The 15,392-nt window shown below is 74.3% G+C and carries 16 protein-coding genes; 11 read left to right on the top strand and 5 right to left on the bottom strand.

Annotation, left to right across the window (positions count from 1 at the left end; genetic code table 11):
• Nucleotides 1-91: 91 nt before the first annotated feature.
• Complete coding sequence (locus tag ABEB07_RS30935; protein WP_164582786.1) at nucleotides 92-295, bottom strand: DUF1918 domain-containing protein; 204 nt, start codon at nucleotides 293-295, stop codon at nucleotides 92-94.
• Nucleotides 296-420: 125 nt separating this feature from the next.
• On the bottom strand, nucleotides 421-1,425 hold the full coding sequence (locus tag ABEB07_RS30930; protein WP_345671359.1) for a DMT family transporter: 1,005 nt from the start codon (nucleotides 1,423-1,425) through the stop codon (nucleotides 421-423).
• Between ABEB07_RS30930 and ABEB07_RS30925 the strand changes: the two genes are divergently transcribed.
• The 3 genes from ABEB07_RS30925 (at nucleotide 1,424) to ABEB07_RS30915 (ending at nucleotide 4,022) form a co-directional block, all read left to right on the top strand.
• A complete protein-coding gene (locus ABEB07_RS30925) occupies nucleotides 1,424-2,923 on the top strand; it encodes an aminotransferase-like domain-containing protein (RefSeq protein ID WP_345671358.1) in 1,500 nt (499 codons plus the stop codon). The two genes, ABEB07_RS30930 and ABEB07_RS30925, sit on opposite strands and share 2 nt — an antisense overlap.
• A complete protein-coding gene (locus tag ABEB07_RS30920) occupies nucleotides 2,920-3,357 on the top strand; it encodes a GNAT family N-acetyltransferase (protein ID WP_176148300.1) in 438 nt (145 codons plus the stop codon). The genes ABEB07_RS30925 and ABEB07_RS30920 overlap by 4 nt, the downstream gene beginning before the upstream one ends.
• Nucleotides 3,358-3,428: 71 nt before the next feature.
• Entirely contained in the window at nucleotides 3,429-4,022 is a 594-nt protein-coding gene (locus ABEB07_RS30915; protein ID WP_176148299.1) for a histidine phosphatase family protein, read from the top strand.
• On the opposite strand, the gene ABEB07_RS30910 is transcribed toward ABEB07_RS30915, so the two are convergent.
• The 3 genes from ABEB07_RS30910 to ABEB07_RS30900 are packed head-to-tail and all read right to left on the bottom strand — an operon-like array spanning nucleotide 4,004 to nucleotide 5,355.
• Nucleotides 4,004-4,447, bottom strand: a complete 444-nt coding sequence (locus ABEB07_RS30910) for a DUF6314 family protein (protein WP_345671356.1) — start codon at nucleotides 4,445-4,447, stop codon at nucleotides 4,004-4,006. The two genes, ABEB07_RS30915 and ABEB07_RS30910, sit on opposite strands and share 19 nt — an antisense overlap.
• Before the next feature lie 42 nt (nucleotides 4,448-4,489).
• The gene (locus ABEB07_RS30905) at nucleotides 4,490-4,930 is read right to left on the bottom strand and encodes a carboxymuconolactone decarboxylase family protein (protein WP_176148297.1); all 441 of its coding nucleotides are present in this window, start codon (nucleotides 4,928-4,930) and stop codon (nucleotides 4,490-4,492) included.
• The gene (locus ABEB07_RS30900) at nucleotides 4,927-5,355 is read right to left on the bottom strand and encodes a MerR family transcriptional regulator (RefSeq protein WP_176148296.1); all 429 of its coding nucleotides are present in this window, start codon (nucleotides 5,353-5,355) and stop codon (nucleotides 4,927-4,929) included. The genes ABEB07_RS30905 and ABEB07_RS30900 overlap by 4 nt, the downstream gene beginning before the upstream one ends.
• 360 nt (nucleotides 5,356-5,715) lie before the next feature.
• On the opposite strand from ABEB07_RS30900, the gene ABEB07_RS30895 reads away from it, so the two are divergent.
• The 8 genes from ABEB07_RS30895 to ABEB07_RS30860 all read left to right on the top strand — a co-directional run bounded on the left by ABEB07_RS30895 (nucleotide 5,716) and on the right by ABEB07_RS30860 (nucleotide 15,032).
• Nucleotides 5,716-8,553, top strand: coding sequence for a YfhO family protein (locus ABEB07_RS30895; RefSeq protein WP_345671355.1), 2,838 nt, complete (start codon nucleotides 5,716-5,718; stop codon nucleotides 8,551-8,553).
• Between the two features lie 21 nt (nucleotides 8,554-8,574).
• Nucleotides 8,575-9,552 carry a glycosyltransferase family 2 protein gene (locus ABEB07_RS30890; RefSeq protein WP_164584882.1) on the top strand — a complete coding sequence of 326 codons (978 nt, stop codon included), beginning with the start codon at nucleotides 8,575-8,577 and terminating at the stop codon, nucleotides 9,550-9,552.
• On the top strand, nucleotides 9,552-9,950 hold the full coding sequence (locus ABEB07_RS30885; protein WP_164584883.1) for a GtrA family protein: 399 nt from the start codon (nucleotides 9,552-9,554) through the stop codon (nucleotides 9,948-9,950). Before ABEB07_RS30890 ends, ABEB07_RS30885 begins: the two co-directional genes overlap by 1 nt.
• A gap of 83 nt (nucleotides 9,951-10,033) precedes the next feature.
• Nucleotides 10,034-11,062 (top strand): N-acetyl-gamma-glutamyl-phosphate reductase, encoded by a 1,029-nt coding sequence (gene argC / locus ABEB07_RS30880; protein ID WP_345671354.1) that lies wholly within the window; start codon nucleotides 10,034-10,036, stop codon nucleotides 11,060-11,062.
• Between the two features lie 112 nt (nucleotides 11,063-11,174).
• Entirely contained in the window at nucleotides 11,175-12,326 is a 1,152-nt protein-coding gene (gene argJ / locus ABEB07_RS30875; RefSeq protein WP_176148292.1) for a bifunctional glutamate N-acetyltransferase/amino-acid acetyltransferase ArgJ, read from the top strand.
• Entirely contained in the window at nucleotides 12,323-13,252 is a 930-nt protein-coding gene (gene argB, locus ABEB07_RS30870) for an acetylglutamate kinase (RefSeq protein WP_176148291.1), read from the top strand. Before argJ ends, argB begins: the two co-directional genes overlap by 4 nt.
• Nucleotides 13,249-14,433: an acetylornithine transaminase gene (locus ABEB07_RS30865; RefSeq protein ID WP_345671353.1), complete on the top strand. Its 1,185-nt coding sequence runs from the start codon at nucleotides 13,249-13,251 to the stop codon at nucleotides 14,431-14,433. The genes argB and ABEB07_RS30865 overlap by 4 nt, the downstream gene beginning before the upstream one ends.
• Nucleotides 14,434-14,480: 47 nt before the next feature.
• A complete protein-coding gene (locus ABEB07_RS30860) occupies nucleotides 14,481-15,032 on the top strand; it encodes an arginine repressor (RefSeq protein WP_164584888.1) in 552 nt (183 codons plus the stop codon).
• The last annotated feature ends 360 nt before the right edge of the window (nucleotides 15,033-15,392 follow it).

Here is a 15,392-nt window from a genome sequence, read left to right as displayed (position 1 = left end):
GCGTCCGGGACGGGCCGGGCCCCGCGGGGCCGGCGCCGCCCGGACGCACTCCAGCCTCGGCGGCGTCGCCGTCGTTCCCCGTGACGACGGCTCAGCCGTGTCGCTGTGGTTCCTCGTGATGGCGGATCTGGCAGTCGGGGCCGGGCGACATGACGGCCTCGTGCCCGTCCGGGAAGCGGACGCGGTAGGGCGGGGTGCCCTCCGAGCCCATGACCTCGACGACTTCGGTGATCTGGTCGTGCTGGCCGACCACCCTGCCGTGCTGGACGAGCTGGTCGCCCACGGTTGCGCGCATTGGCGGGGCCTCCTCACCAGGTGCGGGAGCAGCGGTCCTCGGTTTCCGAGTCTACGGCGCGGAGCGCGGCCGGACCGGTGTGCGGCGGTACCGGGGTGTGCGGTCGGCACCGAAGCGGCCACCGGTCAGCCGCGCGCCCGCTGGGTGACGGCGATGCAGACGAGCACGGCGGCGGCCGTCACGGGGGCGGCCGGCGTCAGTCGCTCGCCGAGGAGCAGCACCGACCACACCAGTGTGAGCAGGGGCTGCGCCAGCTGCAACTGGCTGGCCTTGGGAATGCCGATGGCCGCCATGCCCCGGTACCAGACGACCATGCCGAGGAACTGCGAGCCCGCCGCCAGCCACAGCAGCCCGGCCACGCCGCGCACGCCCAGGTGCGCCGGCTCGTACGACAGGGCGAGGACCGCGCCCGGCACGGTGACCGGCAGACACAGCACCAGCGCCCAGCCGATCACCTGCCAGCCGGGCATGACCCGGGCCAGCCGGCCGCCCTCGGTGTACCCGGCGGCGCACACGAGCAGCGCGGCGAACAGGAAGCCGTCGGCGGCGGTCAGCGCGCCGCCGCTCTGCTGCACGGTGAAGGCGAGCACGGCCGCCGCGCCCGCCAGCGCCGCCGCCCAGAAGGTCCGCGAGGGGCGGGCGCCGACGCGCAGCGCGGACAGCAGGGCGGTGGTCAGCGGGAGCAGGCCGACGACGACGGCGGCGTGCGCCGTGGTCGAGGTCCGCAGGGCGAGAGTGGTGAGCAGCGGGAAGCCGATGACCACGCCGAGGGCCACCACCGCCAGGCCCGGCCAGTGCCGGCGCGCGGGCGGCGGCACGCGCGACGCCAGCAGGAAGCCGCCCGCGATGACGGCGGCCAGCACACTGCGCACCCCGACCAGCGCCCAGGGCCCGAACCCCGTCAGTCCCCAGGCGGTGGCGGGGAAGGTCAGCGAGAAGGCGACGACCCCGAGCCCGGCCTGAAGGAGCCCGGACCGGGCCCGGTCCCGGGCGGCGGCGGGGCGGCCGGCGAGCGGGGTGAGGGGCGGGGTGAGGGGCGGGACGGGGGACGCCGACGGCGTGCCGACCGGCTGCGGCGCGTTGTCCACCGCTATCCCGTGCTGCGTGATAGCGCTACTCTTTGCTCTCATGCAAGAGCGTAGCAGCGTCAGTGAACTCGCCCAAGAGCTGAAGCGGGAGCTCAACCGCTACTCACATGGTGGAAAGCTGCCGTCCAGTCGCGCCCTGGTCGAGCGCTACCGGGTCAGCCCGGTGACCGTCTCCCGCGCCCTGGCCCAGCTCGCCGCCGAGGGCCTGGTGGTGACCCGCCCCGGCGCGGGCGCCTTCTGCGCCGCGCCGCACGCGCCGGCCGCCCCCGCCGGCGACACCTCCTGGCAGGCGGTGGCGCTCAGCGCCGACGCCGCCGCCGACCCCGTGCCCCGGACGGTGGACGCCTCCGGGGTCACCGTCACGCTCGCCGTGCCGCCGCCGGGGGTGATCGAGTTCAACGGCGGCTATCCGCACCCCTCGCTCCAGCCCGAACGGGCCATGGCCGCCGCCCTCTCCCGCGCCGGCCGCCGCCCCGGCGCCTGGGGCCGGCCGCCGCTGGAGGGCCTGCCGGAGCTGCGCGAGTGGTTCGCACGCCAGATCGGCGGCCCCGGCGGCGCCGTCACCGCCGCCGAGGTGCTGATCGCCGCCGGCGGCCAGTCCGCGCTGACCACGGCGCTGCGCGCGCTGGCCCCGCCCGGCGCCCCGGTGCTCGTGGAGTCGCCGACCTACCCGGGCATGCTGGCCATCGCGCGGGCCTCCGGACTGCGGCCGGTGCCGGTGCCGGTCGACGCCGACGGGGTACGGCCCGAACTGCTCGCCGACGCCTTCCGGGCCAGCGGCGCCCGGGTCTTCGTCTGCCAGCCGCTGTTCCAGAACCCCACCGGCGCGGTCCTCGCCCGGGGCCGCCGCGCCGAGGTGCTGCGGATCGCCCGCGAGGCCGGCGCGTTCGTCGTCGAGGACGACTTCGTGCGCCGCCTCGCCCACGCCGACGCGGGCGAGCTGCCGCCGCCGCTGGCCGCCGACGACCCGGACGGCGTCGTCGTGCACGTGAGCTCGCTGACCAAGGCCACCTCGCCCAGTTTCCGGGTGTGCGCGCTCGCCGCCCGCGGACCGGCGCTGGAACGGCTGCGCGCCATCCAGGTCGTCGACACCTTCTTCGTGCCCAGGCCGCTCCAGGAAGCGGCCCTCGAACTCGTCGGCTCGCCCGCCTGGCCCCGCCATCTGCGCTCCCTGACGGCCGAGTTGAAGACCCGCAGGGACGCCATGACGGGCGCGCTGCGCCACCGGCTGCCCGAACTCGCGCTCCCGCACATCCCCTCGGGCGGCTACCACCTGTGGCTGCGGCTGCCCGACGGCGCGCACGAATCCGCCCTGGCCACCGCCGCCCTGCGCGCGGGCGTCGCCCTCACTCCCGGCCGCCCCTACTTCAGCGCCGAACCCCCCGCCGCCCACGTCCGGTTGAGCTTCGCCGCGGTCGCCGGAACCGCCGAGATCACCGAGGGAGTACGCCGGCTGCGGGCGGCCTGCGACGAGGTGCTCGGGCCGGGACGGGAAAACGGTTCGACACCGCCGCCCGGCATTGCCACCCTCCTGCCATGACCCGCACCCCACGTCTCGCCGACGGCTACGAGATCTCCACCGACCCCGGCCGCGTCGACGCCGAGCGCGTCCACCGCTGGCTGTCCACCGATGCCTACTGGGCGCTCGGCCGCACCCGCGACAAGCAGGACCGGGCCATCGCCGGCTCGCTGAACTTCGGGGTGTTCGACACCGCCTCCGGCGCCCAGGTGGCCTACGCGCGCGTGGTCACCGACCGGACGACCTTCGCCTGGCTGTGCGACGTGTACGTCGAGCCGGCCGTGCGCGGCAAGGGCATCGGCACGGCGCTCGTCGGCGCCGTGCGCGACCACCTGCGGCCGTTCGGGCTGCGCAGGATCATGCTCGCCACCGCCGACGCGCACGGCGTCTACGAGAAGCTCGGCTTCCGGCCGCTGGAGCACCCGGAGCGGTGGATGGCGCTCGCCTTCGACTGACGCCCGCATCGCGCCGACACCCGTACGGCACACCTCTTGACCCGCCCACCCGTGCGGCCCACGATCGCCGCATGGCATCACGGGTCACGTTCGTCGCCGCCGCGCGCAACTCCCCGCTGCTGGCCGAACGATTCGATGACGACCGGCCGCTCGACCAGGGCGGCTGGGACGAGGTGCGCCGGGTCGTGCCCGATCTGCTGCCGCTGGCCGCCGCCGATCTGCGCTACTGCTCGCCGACCCCGCGCTGCCGCGCCACCGGCGACGCGCTCGGTTACGCCCCGCTCGCCCAACTCGCCCTGCGCGACTGCGACATGGGCCGCTGGCGTGGGCTGACCCTGGGGGAGGCGATGGCGCGGGAACCGCAGGCGGTGGACAGCTGGTTCGCCGATCCGCGCGGTACGCCGCACGGCGGCGAGTCGCTGCTGTCCTTCATCGTCCGGGTCGGCGGCTGGCTGGACACCCGGCCGGTCGGGGACGGCGGCAGCGTGGTCGCGGTGGCCGAACCCTCGGTGATCCGCGCCGCCCTGGTCTACGCCCTGAACGCGCCCCCGGCGACGTACTGGAACCTCGACGTGCACCCGCTGTCGGCCGTCACCGTCACCGGCGGCACGGGCCGCTGGTACCTGCGGATCGAGGGGGTGCGGTCTCAGCCCTCGCGGGCGTAGTCGGTGACGAGCACCAGGTCCTTGGCCGGGCCGCCCACCCGCCACACGCTCCGCCAGTGGTCCGCGTCGCGGACGGTGAACTCGCCGTCGTAGAGATCGGCCGCGCACGGATGCCCGGCCACATGCCGTCCGGTGCGCAGGTCCAGGTCGTGGAAGGGCCGCCCGTCCGCGAACCGCACCTCGGCCGTGCCCGCCTCGCCGCCCGGCAGGAACCGCAGGGTGCGCGTCGCCGGCCGGGTCACCCCCCGCCAGGTGAAGTCCCCGGACTCCTCGTGCAGCAGGCCGCCGCCGTCGAGCGGCCCGAAGACGGTCACCCCGGTGAACGCGCCCTCGCCGTCGCCGGACAGGTCCCGTACCCGGCGTTCGACGCGCCAGGGCCCGGCCAGAAACGCCAGCACGTCCGCCACCGGCCACCACGCGCCCATCCTCAGCCCCTTCCGGCCACCCGCCACGCCATGCCACCGAGCTTACGAGGCGCCGCCCCGCCCGGCCGGCGCGGACTCCTCGCCCAGCGGCAGCAGCCCCCGCTCGGCGAAGACCTTCTTCGCGGCGAACGTGGCGTTCAGCGCCCTCGGCATGCCGCAGTAGACCGCCGAGTGCAGCAGCGCCTCCGTGATCTGCTCCGGTGTGAGGCCCACGTTGAGCGCCGCGTTGACGTGCACGTCGAGCTGCGCCTCGCAGCCGCCCAGCGCGGTGAGCGCGCCCAGGGTGACCAACTGCCGGTCGCGCGGGGCCAGTCCGGGACGGTCGTAGATCTCGCCGAAGGCCCAGGCCACGACCTGGTGGCCCAGCTCCGGGCTGACGTCGGCGAGCGAGTCGACGACCCGCTGCCCGGCCTCGCCGTCGACCCGCCGCAGCACGTCGAGGCCGTGGGCGAAGCGCTCCTCGCGGGTGGTGGTCTCGTTCACGCCGGTTCTCCCGTTCCCGGCCGCTCGGACCCGCCGAGCAGCCCTTCGTAGTGTCGGATCTTGTCGTCGAGCGAGCCCGCGCTGCGCCGCAACGCCCGCATGCGCACGGCCAGTTCGGCGCGGTGCTCGCGCAGCATCGCCAGCCGGTCGGCGACCGTCGCGTCCCCCGCCGCCCGCAGCCGCGCGAAGCGCTGCATGTCGGCGATCGACATGCCGGTCTCGCGCAGCCGGAGCAGGAACTCCAGCCAGGCCAGGTCCGCGGCCTCGTAGCGCCGCTGGTTGCCGGTGGTGCGGCCGACCCGGGCGATCAGGCCGGCCTTCTCGTAGTAGCGCAGGGTGTCGTGCGAGAGGCCGGTGCGCTCGGCGACCTCGGCGATGGTCAACGTCGGTTCCCGGCCCCCGCCGAGGGGCTGTCCGCTGGTCATGGGAGAACCGTAGAACCTGGAGTGTGCTCCAGGTCAAGCGCCCTCCGCGACCCCGTCCGCGACCCCGTGGGCGAGACGGCCGGGAACGGGCCGGGGAGAGGCCGGGAACGGACCCGGGACAGGCCGGGGACAGCATTAACCACGGGATCATTCGAGGGACGGGACGTGTTTCCCCGGCCGTCATGGAATTCATCGAAATTCCACTGTACGCATTCCATGTTCCCGGCGTTCTCCACGGGCTACGGCACACACCGTCCGCGACGGACCGCCGCCCGGCCGGCGAAATGGACGGCGCCCGGGGAGCGATCTCCCCGGCCGAGACGCACCGTGTCCCGAAATCGCCTGGGAGCCTGTCGGAAAATGCCACGCCCGACCTTGCGGGGAAAACCGCGGCCGGCCGCCGCCCTGCTCGCCGCGGTGCTCACCGTCACCGCGTTCTGCGCGGCCGACGCCGTCGCCGGCAGCTACCCCTTCGGCCCGCGCACCCGGGACGTCAACGACCTGGGCAACCAGTACGTGCCGTTCCACGCCCACCTGTGGGACCTGCTGCACGGCAGGGCCGACGGCGGACTGCTCGTCAACTGGCAGTCCGGGTTCGGCTCCAGCTTCCTGCCCGACCTCGGCACCTACCTCAGCAGCCCGTTCGCCCTGCTCGTGGCCCTCTTCCCGCGCGACGAGATCGACCTCGCCGTGTACACGGTCACCGTGCTGAAGACGGCGTGCGCCGGCGCGGCCATGGCCTGGCTGCTGCTGCGGCTGCGCCCCGGCCGCTGGTGGGCGGCGGGCCTGCTCGGCGCGGCCTACGCCCTGTGCGGCTGGTCGGTCGCGGACGCCTCGTACAACCCGATGTGGCTCGACGGGCTCGTCGCCCTGCCCCTGCTGTGCCTGGTCGGCGAGTGGCTGCTGGCCGGGCGGCGCCCGCTGCTCGGCGTGCTGGTCGTGGCGCTCGCCTGGATCGCCAACTTCTACACCGCCTACATGGCCACCATCGGCGCCGCCCTGGTGCTGCTGCTGCGGATGTGGCTCCTGGGCCTGCCACGCCGCCGGGCGCTGGCGACCGCGGGCCGGGCCGCGGCCACCGTCGCCCTCGGCGTGGGCCTGTCCGCGCCGCTGGTCACGGTGATCTACCTCGGCACCCAGCACGCCTACCCGGGCCGCGTCACGCACTTCGCGCCGGTGGACGCCGAGGACCTGCTGGCCCGGCTGCTGCCGACCACGTACGGCTTCGGCTCACCGGCCCTCTTCGTCGGCACCACGGCGCTGCTGCTCGCCCTCGCCCTGCCCTTCCACCGCGCCGCGCCCCGCCGGGTGCGCACCGGGTGGCCGCTGCTGGTGGCCGCGGTCACGCTGTCGATGCAGTGGACGCCCACCCACCTGGCCTGGCACGCCTTCGCCACCCCGAACGGCAGCCCGTACCGCCAGGCGTTCGTGCTGTGCGCGCTGCTGGTGATCGCCGCCTGGCACGCCCTCTCGTACGGCGTGCCCGACCGGCGCGCGCTGATCGCCGCGGGCGCGCTGCTCGCGCTCGTCGCCGCCGTGGCGAGCGGCAGCGGCCTGGTGCGCTCCTTCGCCTGGCCCGTCCTGCTGCTGGGCGCGGCGAGCGCCTTGGGCGGCCTGCTCCTGCTGGCCCGCACGGAGGACCGGGCCGCCACGGAGACGGGAAGCACCCCGAGCACCCCGCCGGATGCCCCCGCCCCGCCGGATGCCCCCGCCCGGCCGGACGCGCCCGCCGGGCCGCACACCCCGGCCCCCTCGCCGGAAGCGCCCGCCGAGCACCACGCCCCGCTCGCCGGTCACCGTCCGCACCCCACCACCGCCCCCGCCCGCCGCCGCACCCTCCTCGCCGCGCTGGCCGTCGTCCTGCTGACCGGCGCGCAGCTCGGCGAGGCCACCGCCACCTCCGCCGTGGCCACCCGGCTGCGGCTGGGCCACCTGGACGACTACGCGCCCTGGGGCGCCCGCCAGCAGCGGCAGGCGGACCTGATCGCCGAGGCCGACGGCTGGCCCCGCTACCGCACCGACCCGGGCCGCGAACAGACGGTCGGCAACGACCCGATGGCGGTCGGCGGCCAGGGCGCCCAGTACTACAGCAGCCTCACCGCCGACGTCCTCAGCCGCACCCTCACCGCGCTCGGCGACGGCTGGACCTCGCGCGGCCGCAACCTGCAGAGCCTGGACAACGCGGTCACCGACGCCGTCTTCTCCGTCGGCGCCCGGGTGCACTCCCCGCCCGACCAGCACCAGCGCTGGAACCCGCGCGACCACAGCCCGGCCACCGTGACACGGCAGGACGTGCCGCCGCTGGTCACGGTGCGGCCGGCCGGCGCCGCCGCGCGCGGGCTGCGCGGGGTCGCCGCCTTCGGCCCGTCCCCGTACCGCAACCAGGAACTGCTGCTCGGCGCCCGCGTCTACACCGAGCCCGCCCTCACCGTGCGCACCGCCGCCGGACGGCCGCCGCGGACCGGTCACGGCGACCGGCGGGGCCTGCTGATCGACGCCCGCCGCGCGGCGGACGCCGGGCGGCGGCCGACGATCACGGCCACCTGCCGGCCCGGCAGCGAGGTCTACCTGTGGGCGCCGCACTTCTCCGGCACCGCGCGCCTGACCACCGCCCCGGCGGCCGGCTCGGGCGGCACGCCGTACGGGCCGACCGGGCGGTTCGCCTCGGACACGGCCAAGATCGCGGCCATGCAGCGGCTCGGCGCCGTCCCGGCCTCCGGGCGGCTGCGGATCGAGCTGGTCCCCAGCCGCGCCGGCGCCGTCCCGGACCGGGCGGTCGGCTGCCTGGACACCGCCCGGCTGCGCGCCGCCGTCCAGCGCCTGAAGACCACCGGCGCCACCGAGGTGAGCGTCTCCGACGGCGCCGTACGGGCCCAGCTGCCGGCCGGCAGCACCGGCACCGCCGTCGTGGCCGCCCCCCGGATCGCCGGCTGGCGGTGCGCGGCGGGCGACGCGGCCGCCGTGCCGGCCCGGCAGTACTACGGCCTGATCGCCGTCCCGCTCGACGGCGCTGCCACCAGCCTCACCTGCACCTTCCACCCGCCGGGCCTGCGCCTGGGCGGGGCCGTCGGCGGCGCCTCGCTGCTGACCCTCGCCGTGCTCGGCGCCGCGGCGGCCGTCCGCCGCCGCCGGGCCGCCGGCCGCCCCGCACGCCCGACGACCACACCACCGCGCGAGCGCACCACCGCCGCGCTCTGACCGCGCCCTGGGGGAGAACCCATGCTCATCTCGATCGTCGCACCCTGCTACAACGAGGAAGACGTCGTCGAACGCTTCCACGAAGCCGTCCAGCAGGTCGCCGACGACCTGCTGCCGCTCGGCCACGACATGGAGTTCGTGTACGTCGACGACGGCAGCCGCGACCGCACCCTGGTCCTGCTGGAGCGGCTGGCCGAGCGCGACCCACGGGTGCGCTACGTCTCCTTCAGCCGCAACTTCGGCAAGGAGTCCGCCCTGCTCGCCGGGCTGCGGCACGCCACCGGGGACAGCGTGATCGTCATGGACGCCGACCTCCAGCACCCGCCGGAGCTGATCCGGCGCATGGTCGAACTGCGCGGCGAGGGCTGGGACCAGGTGCTCGCCCGGCGCAGCAGGGCCGGCGACCGCTTCACCCGCACCCTCACCGCCCGCCTGTACTACCGGCTGGTCAACCGGCTGGTCGACGTGGAGCTCAAGGACGGCGTCGGCGACTTCCGGCTGCTGTCGCGGCGCGTGGTGGACGCCGTGCTGGAGCTGACCGAGTACAACCGCTTCTCCAAGGGCCTGTTCGCCTGGGTGGGCTTCCCCAGCACCACCTTCGAGTACGAGAACGCGGTGCGCGAGCACGGCCGCAGCTCGTGGACCCTGAAGTCCCTGCTCAACTACGGCCTGGACGGCCTGCTGTCGTTCAACAACCGGCCGCTGCGGGCCGCCCTGCACCTCGGCATGGGCCTGCTGCTGTGCGCCGGGCTCTACACTGCCTGGATCGTGGGGGCCGCACTCGTCAACGGGGTCGAGACACCCGGCTACGTCACGATCGTCACCGCCGTCACCGCGCTGGCCGGGGTGCAGATGGTGATGCTCGGCGTCATCGGGGAGTACACCGGCCGGATCTACTACGAGGTCAAGGGGCGCCCGCACTTCCTGGTGAAGGCGACCAACGTGGAAGCGACCGACGGCCGCGCGCCGCGCGGCACGAAGAAGGACCTCATTCCCTGATGACCACGACGCTCGCCCGCCCGGTGGCGCGGCAGATCCTCACCTTCGCCGTCGTCGGCGTGGTGAACACCCTCACGTACTACCTGCTCTACCTGCTGTTCCTCACGCGTCTTCCGTATCTCGCCGCGCACGTTCTCGCGTTCGCGATCAGCATGGTCGGCTCTTTCTTCCTGAACGCGCGATTCACCTATCGGATTCGGCCGACCTGGCGGAAATTCCTGCTGTTCCCGCTGACCAACGCCACGAATTTCGTGATCACCACGGTGGGCGTCTATGTGATCGTGGACGTGCTGCACGCCGGCAGCCGCTTCGCCCCGCTGCTGGCGTCCGCCGCGGCGATCCCGGTGACCTTCGTCGTCTCCCGCATGATCATGCTGCCCAAGGTGGACGCCGCGTGAGCGGGCCGGCCGATGCGGGCGCCGCATAGGATTGCATAAACGTGCAGCGATACGTATAGTCATGCCATCAAGGAGGAGGGTCCATGGCTGTACGTGTGGCGGTCGCCGGAGCGAGTGGATACGCGGGCGGAGAAGCGCTGCGTCTGCTGCTGGCGCACCCCGAGGTCGAGATCGGCGCCCTGACCGGCGCCGCCAACGCCGGGCAGCGGCTCGGCGCGCTCCAGCCGCACCTGCTGCCGCTGGCCGACCGGGTGCTCGCCGAGACCACCCCCGAGACGCTCGCCGGCCACGACGTGGTCTTCCTCGCCCTGCCGCACGGCCAGTCCGCGGCCGTGGCCGAACGACTCGGCCCCGACGTCCTCGTCATCGACATGGGCGCCGACTTCCGGCTGACGGACCCGGCCGACTGGGAGCGGTTCTACGGCTCCCCGCACGCCGGCACCTGGCCCTACGGCCTGCCCGAACTTCCGGGTGGCCGCGCCGCGCTGGAGGGGTCCAAGCGCATCGCGGTACCCGGTTGCTACCCCACCGCCGCCTCCCTCGCCCTGGCGCCGGCCTACGCCGCCGGCCTCGTGGAGCCGGAGGCCGTGATCGTCGCCGCCTCCGGCACCTCCGGCGCGGGCAAGGCGGCCAAGCCCCACCTGCTGGGCTCGGAGGTCATGGGCTCCATGTCGCCGTACGGCGTCGGCGGCGGCCACCGGCACACCCCCGAGATGATCCAGAACCTCAGCGCCGCCGCCGGAGAGCGGGTCACGGTCTCCTTCACGCCCACCCTCGCCCCGATGCCCCGCGGCATCCTCGCCACGTGCAGCGCGAGGGCCGCGGCCGGCGTCACCGCCGCCTCGGTGCGCGCCGCCTACGAGAAGGCGTATGCCGACGAGCCGTTCGTCCACCTCCTGCCCGAGGGACGCTGGCCCGCCACCGCCTCCGTGTACGGCTCCAACGCCGCCCAGATCCAGGTCGCCCACGACCCGGCCGCCCACCGGGTCATCGCGATCAGCGCCATCGACAACCTGACCAAGGGCACCGCGGGCGGCGCCGTGCAGAGCATGAACATCGCCCTCGGACTCGACGAGATGACCGGACTTTCCACGATCGGAGTCGCTCCGTGAGCGACGCACGCGCGGCCACCGGGCCGCAGACGACGACGATGGCCGCACCGGCGCGCCGCGCGGGCGACAGTGACATCAGCCGCTACCGCGGCGGAGCGAACGAGGAGATGCAGTGAGCGTCACGGCAGCCAAGGGGTTCCAGGCGGCGGGCATCGCCGCCGGGATCAAGGAGAACGGCAACCCGGACCTGGCCCTGGTGGTCAACACCGGGCCGCGCCGCGCCGCCGCCGGCGTCTTCACCTCCAACCGCGTCAAGGCCGCCCCGGTGCAGTGGTCCGAGCAGGTCCTGAAGACCGGCCGGCTCTCCGCGGTCGTCCTCAACTCCGGCGGCGCCAACGCCTGTACCGGCCCCAAGGGCTTCCAGGACACCCACGCCACCGCCGAGAAGGCCGCCGAGGTGCTCGGCGCCGGCGCCATCGAGGTCGCCGTCTGCTCCACCGGCCTCATCGGCGTGCTGCTCCCGATGGACAAGCTGCTGCCGGGCATCGAGACGGCCGCCGCCCAGCTCTCCGAGCACGGCGGCGAGAAGGCCGCCATCGCCATCAAGACCACCGACACCGTCCACAAGACCTCCGTCGTCACCCAGGACGGCTGGACCGTCGGCGGCATGGCCAAGGGCGCCGGCATGCTCGCCCCGGGCCTGGCCACCATGCTCGTCGTCCTCACCACCGACGCCGACCTGGAGGCCGGCGCCCTGGACGAGGCGCTGCGCGCCGCCACCCGGGTCACCTTCGACCGCGTCGACTCCGACGGCTGCATGTCCACCAACGACACCGTGCTGCTGCTCGCCTCCGGCGCCGCCGAAGTCACGCCCGACGCCGACGAGTTCGCCGCCGCCGTCCGCGCCGTCTGCGACGACCTCGGCCAGCAGCTCATCCGCGACGCCGAGGGCGCGAGCAAGGACATCAAGGTCGAGGTGGTGAACGCGGCCACCGAGGCGGACGCCGTGGAGGTGGGCCGCTCCATCGCCCGCAACAACCTCCTCAAGTGCGCCATCCACGGCGAGGACCCCAACTGGGGCCGCGTCCTGTCCGCGATCGGCACCACCGGCGCCGCCTTCGAGCCCGACCGGCTCAACGTCGCCATCAACGGCGTCTGGGTGTGCAAGAACGGCGGCGTCGGCGAGGACCGCGACCGGGTCGACATGCGCTACCGCGAGGTGCACATCGTCGCCGACCTCGCCGCCGGCGCCGAGACCGCCACCATCTGGACCAACGACCTCACCGCCGACTACGTCCACGAGAACAGCGCCTACTCGTCATGACCCACGGACCCGCGCGCAAGCACACCGCGCTCCCCAAGGCCCAGACCCTCGTCGAGGCGCTGCCCTGGCTCACCCGCCACCACGGCAAGACCGTCGTCATCAAGTTCGGCGGCAACGCCATGGTGAACGAGGAGCTGAAGGCCGCCTTCGCCCAGGACGTCGTCTTCCTGCACCACGCCGGCCTCAGGCCCGTCGTCGTGCACGGCGGCGGCCCGCAGATCAGCGCCGCCCTCGACAAGCACGGCATCGTCAGCGAGTTCCGGGCCGGCCTGCGCGTCACCACCGAGGAGGCCATGGACGTCGTCCGCATGGTGCTCGCCGGACAGGTGCAGCGCGAGCTGGTCGGGCTGCTCAACCAGCACGGCCCGCTCGCCGTCGGCCTCACCGGCGAGGACGCGCACACCATCACCGCCACCCGGCACACCCCCGAGATCGACGGCGAGCCGGTCGACATCGGCCGGGTGGGCGAGATCACCGAGATCGACACGGGCGCCATCGAGGCCCTGCTCGCCGACGGCCGTATCCCGGTCGTCTCCTCGATCGCCCGTTCCGAGGACGATCACCATGTCTACAACGTCAATGCTGATACGGCGGCTGCGGCACTCGCTGCGGCACTGGGCGCCGAAACCCTCATGGTCCTCACCGACGTCGAGGGCCTCTACGAGGACTGGCCGAACTCCGACGAGGTGATCAGCCGGCTCACCGCGAGCGAGCTGGAGAGACTGCTGCCCGACCTGTCCTCCGGCATGGTGCCGAAGATGCGGGGCTGTCTGCACGCCGTCCGGGGCGGCGTCACCACCGCCCGCGTCATCGACGGGCGGGTCCAGCACTCGATCCTGCTGGAGATCTTCACCGACGAGGGCATCGGCACCATGGTCGTGCCCGACGAGCAGCCGGACACGGCGCGGGAACAGGGGGAGTCATGAGCAACGGGGAACTGACCGCACGGTGGCAGGGCGCCCTCATGAACAACTACGGCACCCCGCGGCTGCCGCTCGTGCGCGGCGCGGGCACCCGGGTCTGGGACGCCGAGGGCAAGGAGTACCTGGACTTCGTCGGCGGCATCGCCACCAACGCCCTCGGCCACGCCCACCCGGCGATCGTGGAGGCGGTGAGCCGGCAGATCGGCTCGCTCGGCCACATCTCCAACTTCTTCATGGCCGAGCCCACCGTCGCCCTCGCCGAACGGCTGCTCCAGCTCTTCGGCCGCGAGGGCCGGGTGTTCTTCTGCAACTCCGGCGCCGAGGCCAACGAGGCCGCCTTCAAGATCGGCCGGCTCACCGGGCGCACCCACATGGTCGCCACCGACGGCGGCTTCCACGGCCGGACGATGGGCGCCCTCGCGCTCACCGGACAGCCCGGCAAGCGCGAGCCCTTCCGGCCGCTGCCCGGCGACGTCACCCACGTCCCCTACGGCGACGCGCACGCGCTGGCCGCCGCGGTCACCGAGGAGACCGCCCTCGTCGTCATCGAGCCCGTCCAGGGCGAGAACGGCGTCGTGGTGCCCCCGGCCGGCTACCTCAAGGCGGCCAGGGCGATCACCGCTGCGACCGGCGCGCTGCTGGTCCTGGACGAGGTGCAGACCGGCGTCGGCCGCACCGGGCACTGGTTCGCCTACCAGGCCCACGAAGGCGTGCTGCCCGACGTCGTCACCCTCGCCAAGCAGCTCGGCGGCGGGCTGCCGCTCGGCGCGACCGTCGCCTTCGGACGCGCCGCCGAACTGCTCCAGCCCGGCCAGCACGGCACCACCTTCGGCGGCAACCCGGTGGCCTGCGCCGCCGGACTCGCCGTCCTCGACACCATCGAGGACCAGGGGCTGCTGGAGAACGTCAAGCGGCAGGGCGAGAGGCTGCGCGAGGGCGTCGAGTCCCTCGGGCACCCGCTGGTCGACCACGTCCGGGGCGCCGGACTGCTCCTGGGTATCGTGCTCACCGGGCCGTACGCGCAGCAGGCGCAGCAGGCGGCCCAGGAGGCCGGCATCCTCGTGAACGCGCCCGCCGCCGACGTCGTCCGGCTCATGCCGCCGCTGAACCTCGGCGACGACGACGTGGACGCGTTCCTCCGGGCGCTGCCCGGCGTCCTGGACGCGGCCGACGGGGACGGATGATCCGGGTTGACCGGGGAGACCGGGGAGACCGGAGAGATGGGACGACGATGAGCCAGGCGCCAGACCACGGACAGGGCGACGCCGGGGGCGCCGGGCCCGCCCTGCCGCAGACCCGCACCGCACGCCACCGCCGGATCGTGGACATCCTCAACCGGCAACCGGTGCGCTCGCAGAGCCAGTTGGCCAAGCTCCTCGCCGACGACGGGCTGAGCGTCACCCAGGCCACGCTGTCGCGGGACCTGGACGAGCTGAACGCGGTGAAGATCCGCAACGCCGACGGCGACCTGATCTACGCGGTGCCCAGCGAGGGCGGGTTCCGCACCCCGCGGGCGCCGCTGGGCGGGTCGGTCAAGGAGGAGCGGATGCGGCGGCTCTCGCAGGAGCTGCTGATCTCCGCGGAGGCGTCCGCGAACCTCGTCGTCCTGCGCACGCCGCCGGGTGCGGCGCAGTTCCTGGCCTCGGCGATCGACCAGGCCGAGCTGCACGACATCCTCGGCACGATCGCCGGCGACGACACGCTGCTCCTGATCAGCCGCGACCCGTCCGGCGGCCAGGCCCTGGCCGACCACCTCCTCCGCCTGGCCCAGAACGGCGGCTGAGGGTCGTGGGCGCGGAGGGGGTGGTCGCGGGGGGCCGTCGGGCGCGGGTCCCCCGTGCTCACCCGCGCAGTTCCCCACGCCCCTGACAAGTGCCCCCCAGCCACATGCCCCCCACCCCGCCTCTGTACCTGCGGGCATGCGTGCCGCTAGGGGCGGCACGGGTGGGCTGGGGGTCCCCCCTGCTCGCAGAGCTTGGGGGAGGCACCCCCCTCAGCGGGGCGAGCGCCCCGTTATGTTTTCCGCGGTTCCGCAATGGGGCCGCTGGCCTCCGGGCCCGGCATGACTGTTGCCCCCTGTCGAACGGATGACCTGGGGGGTGGTGTCACCGGGCCCGGGAGGTGCCGTCGGAGACGCTGATGA

Source organism: Streptomyces similanensis, assembly GCF_039543625.1.
Classification (GTDB): Bacteria; Actinomycetota; Actinomycetes; order Streptomycetales; family Streptomycetaceae; genus Streptomyces; species Streptomyces similanensis.
The sequence above is the reverse complement of the archived record's forward strand: the minus strand, read 5'-3'. Positions and strand labels throughout refer to the sequence as shown.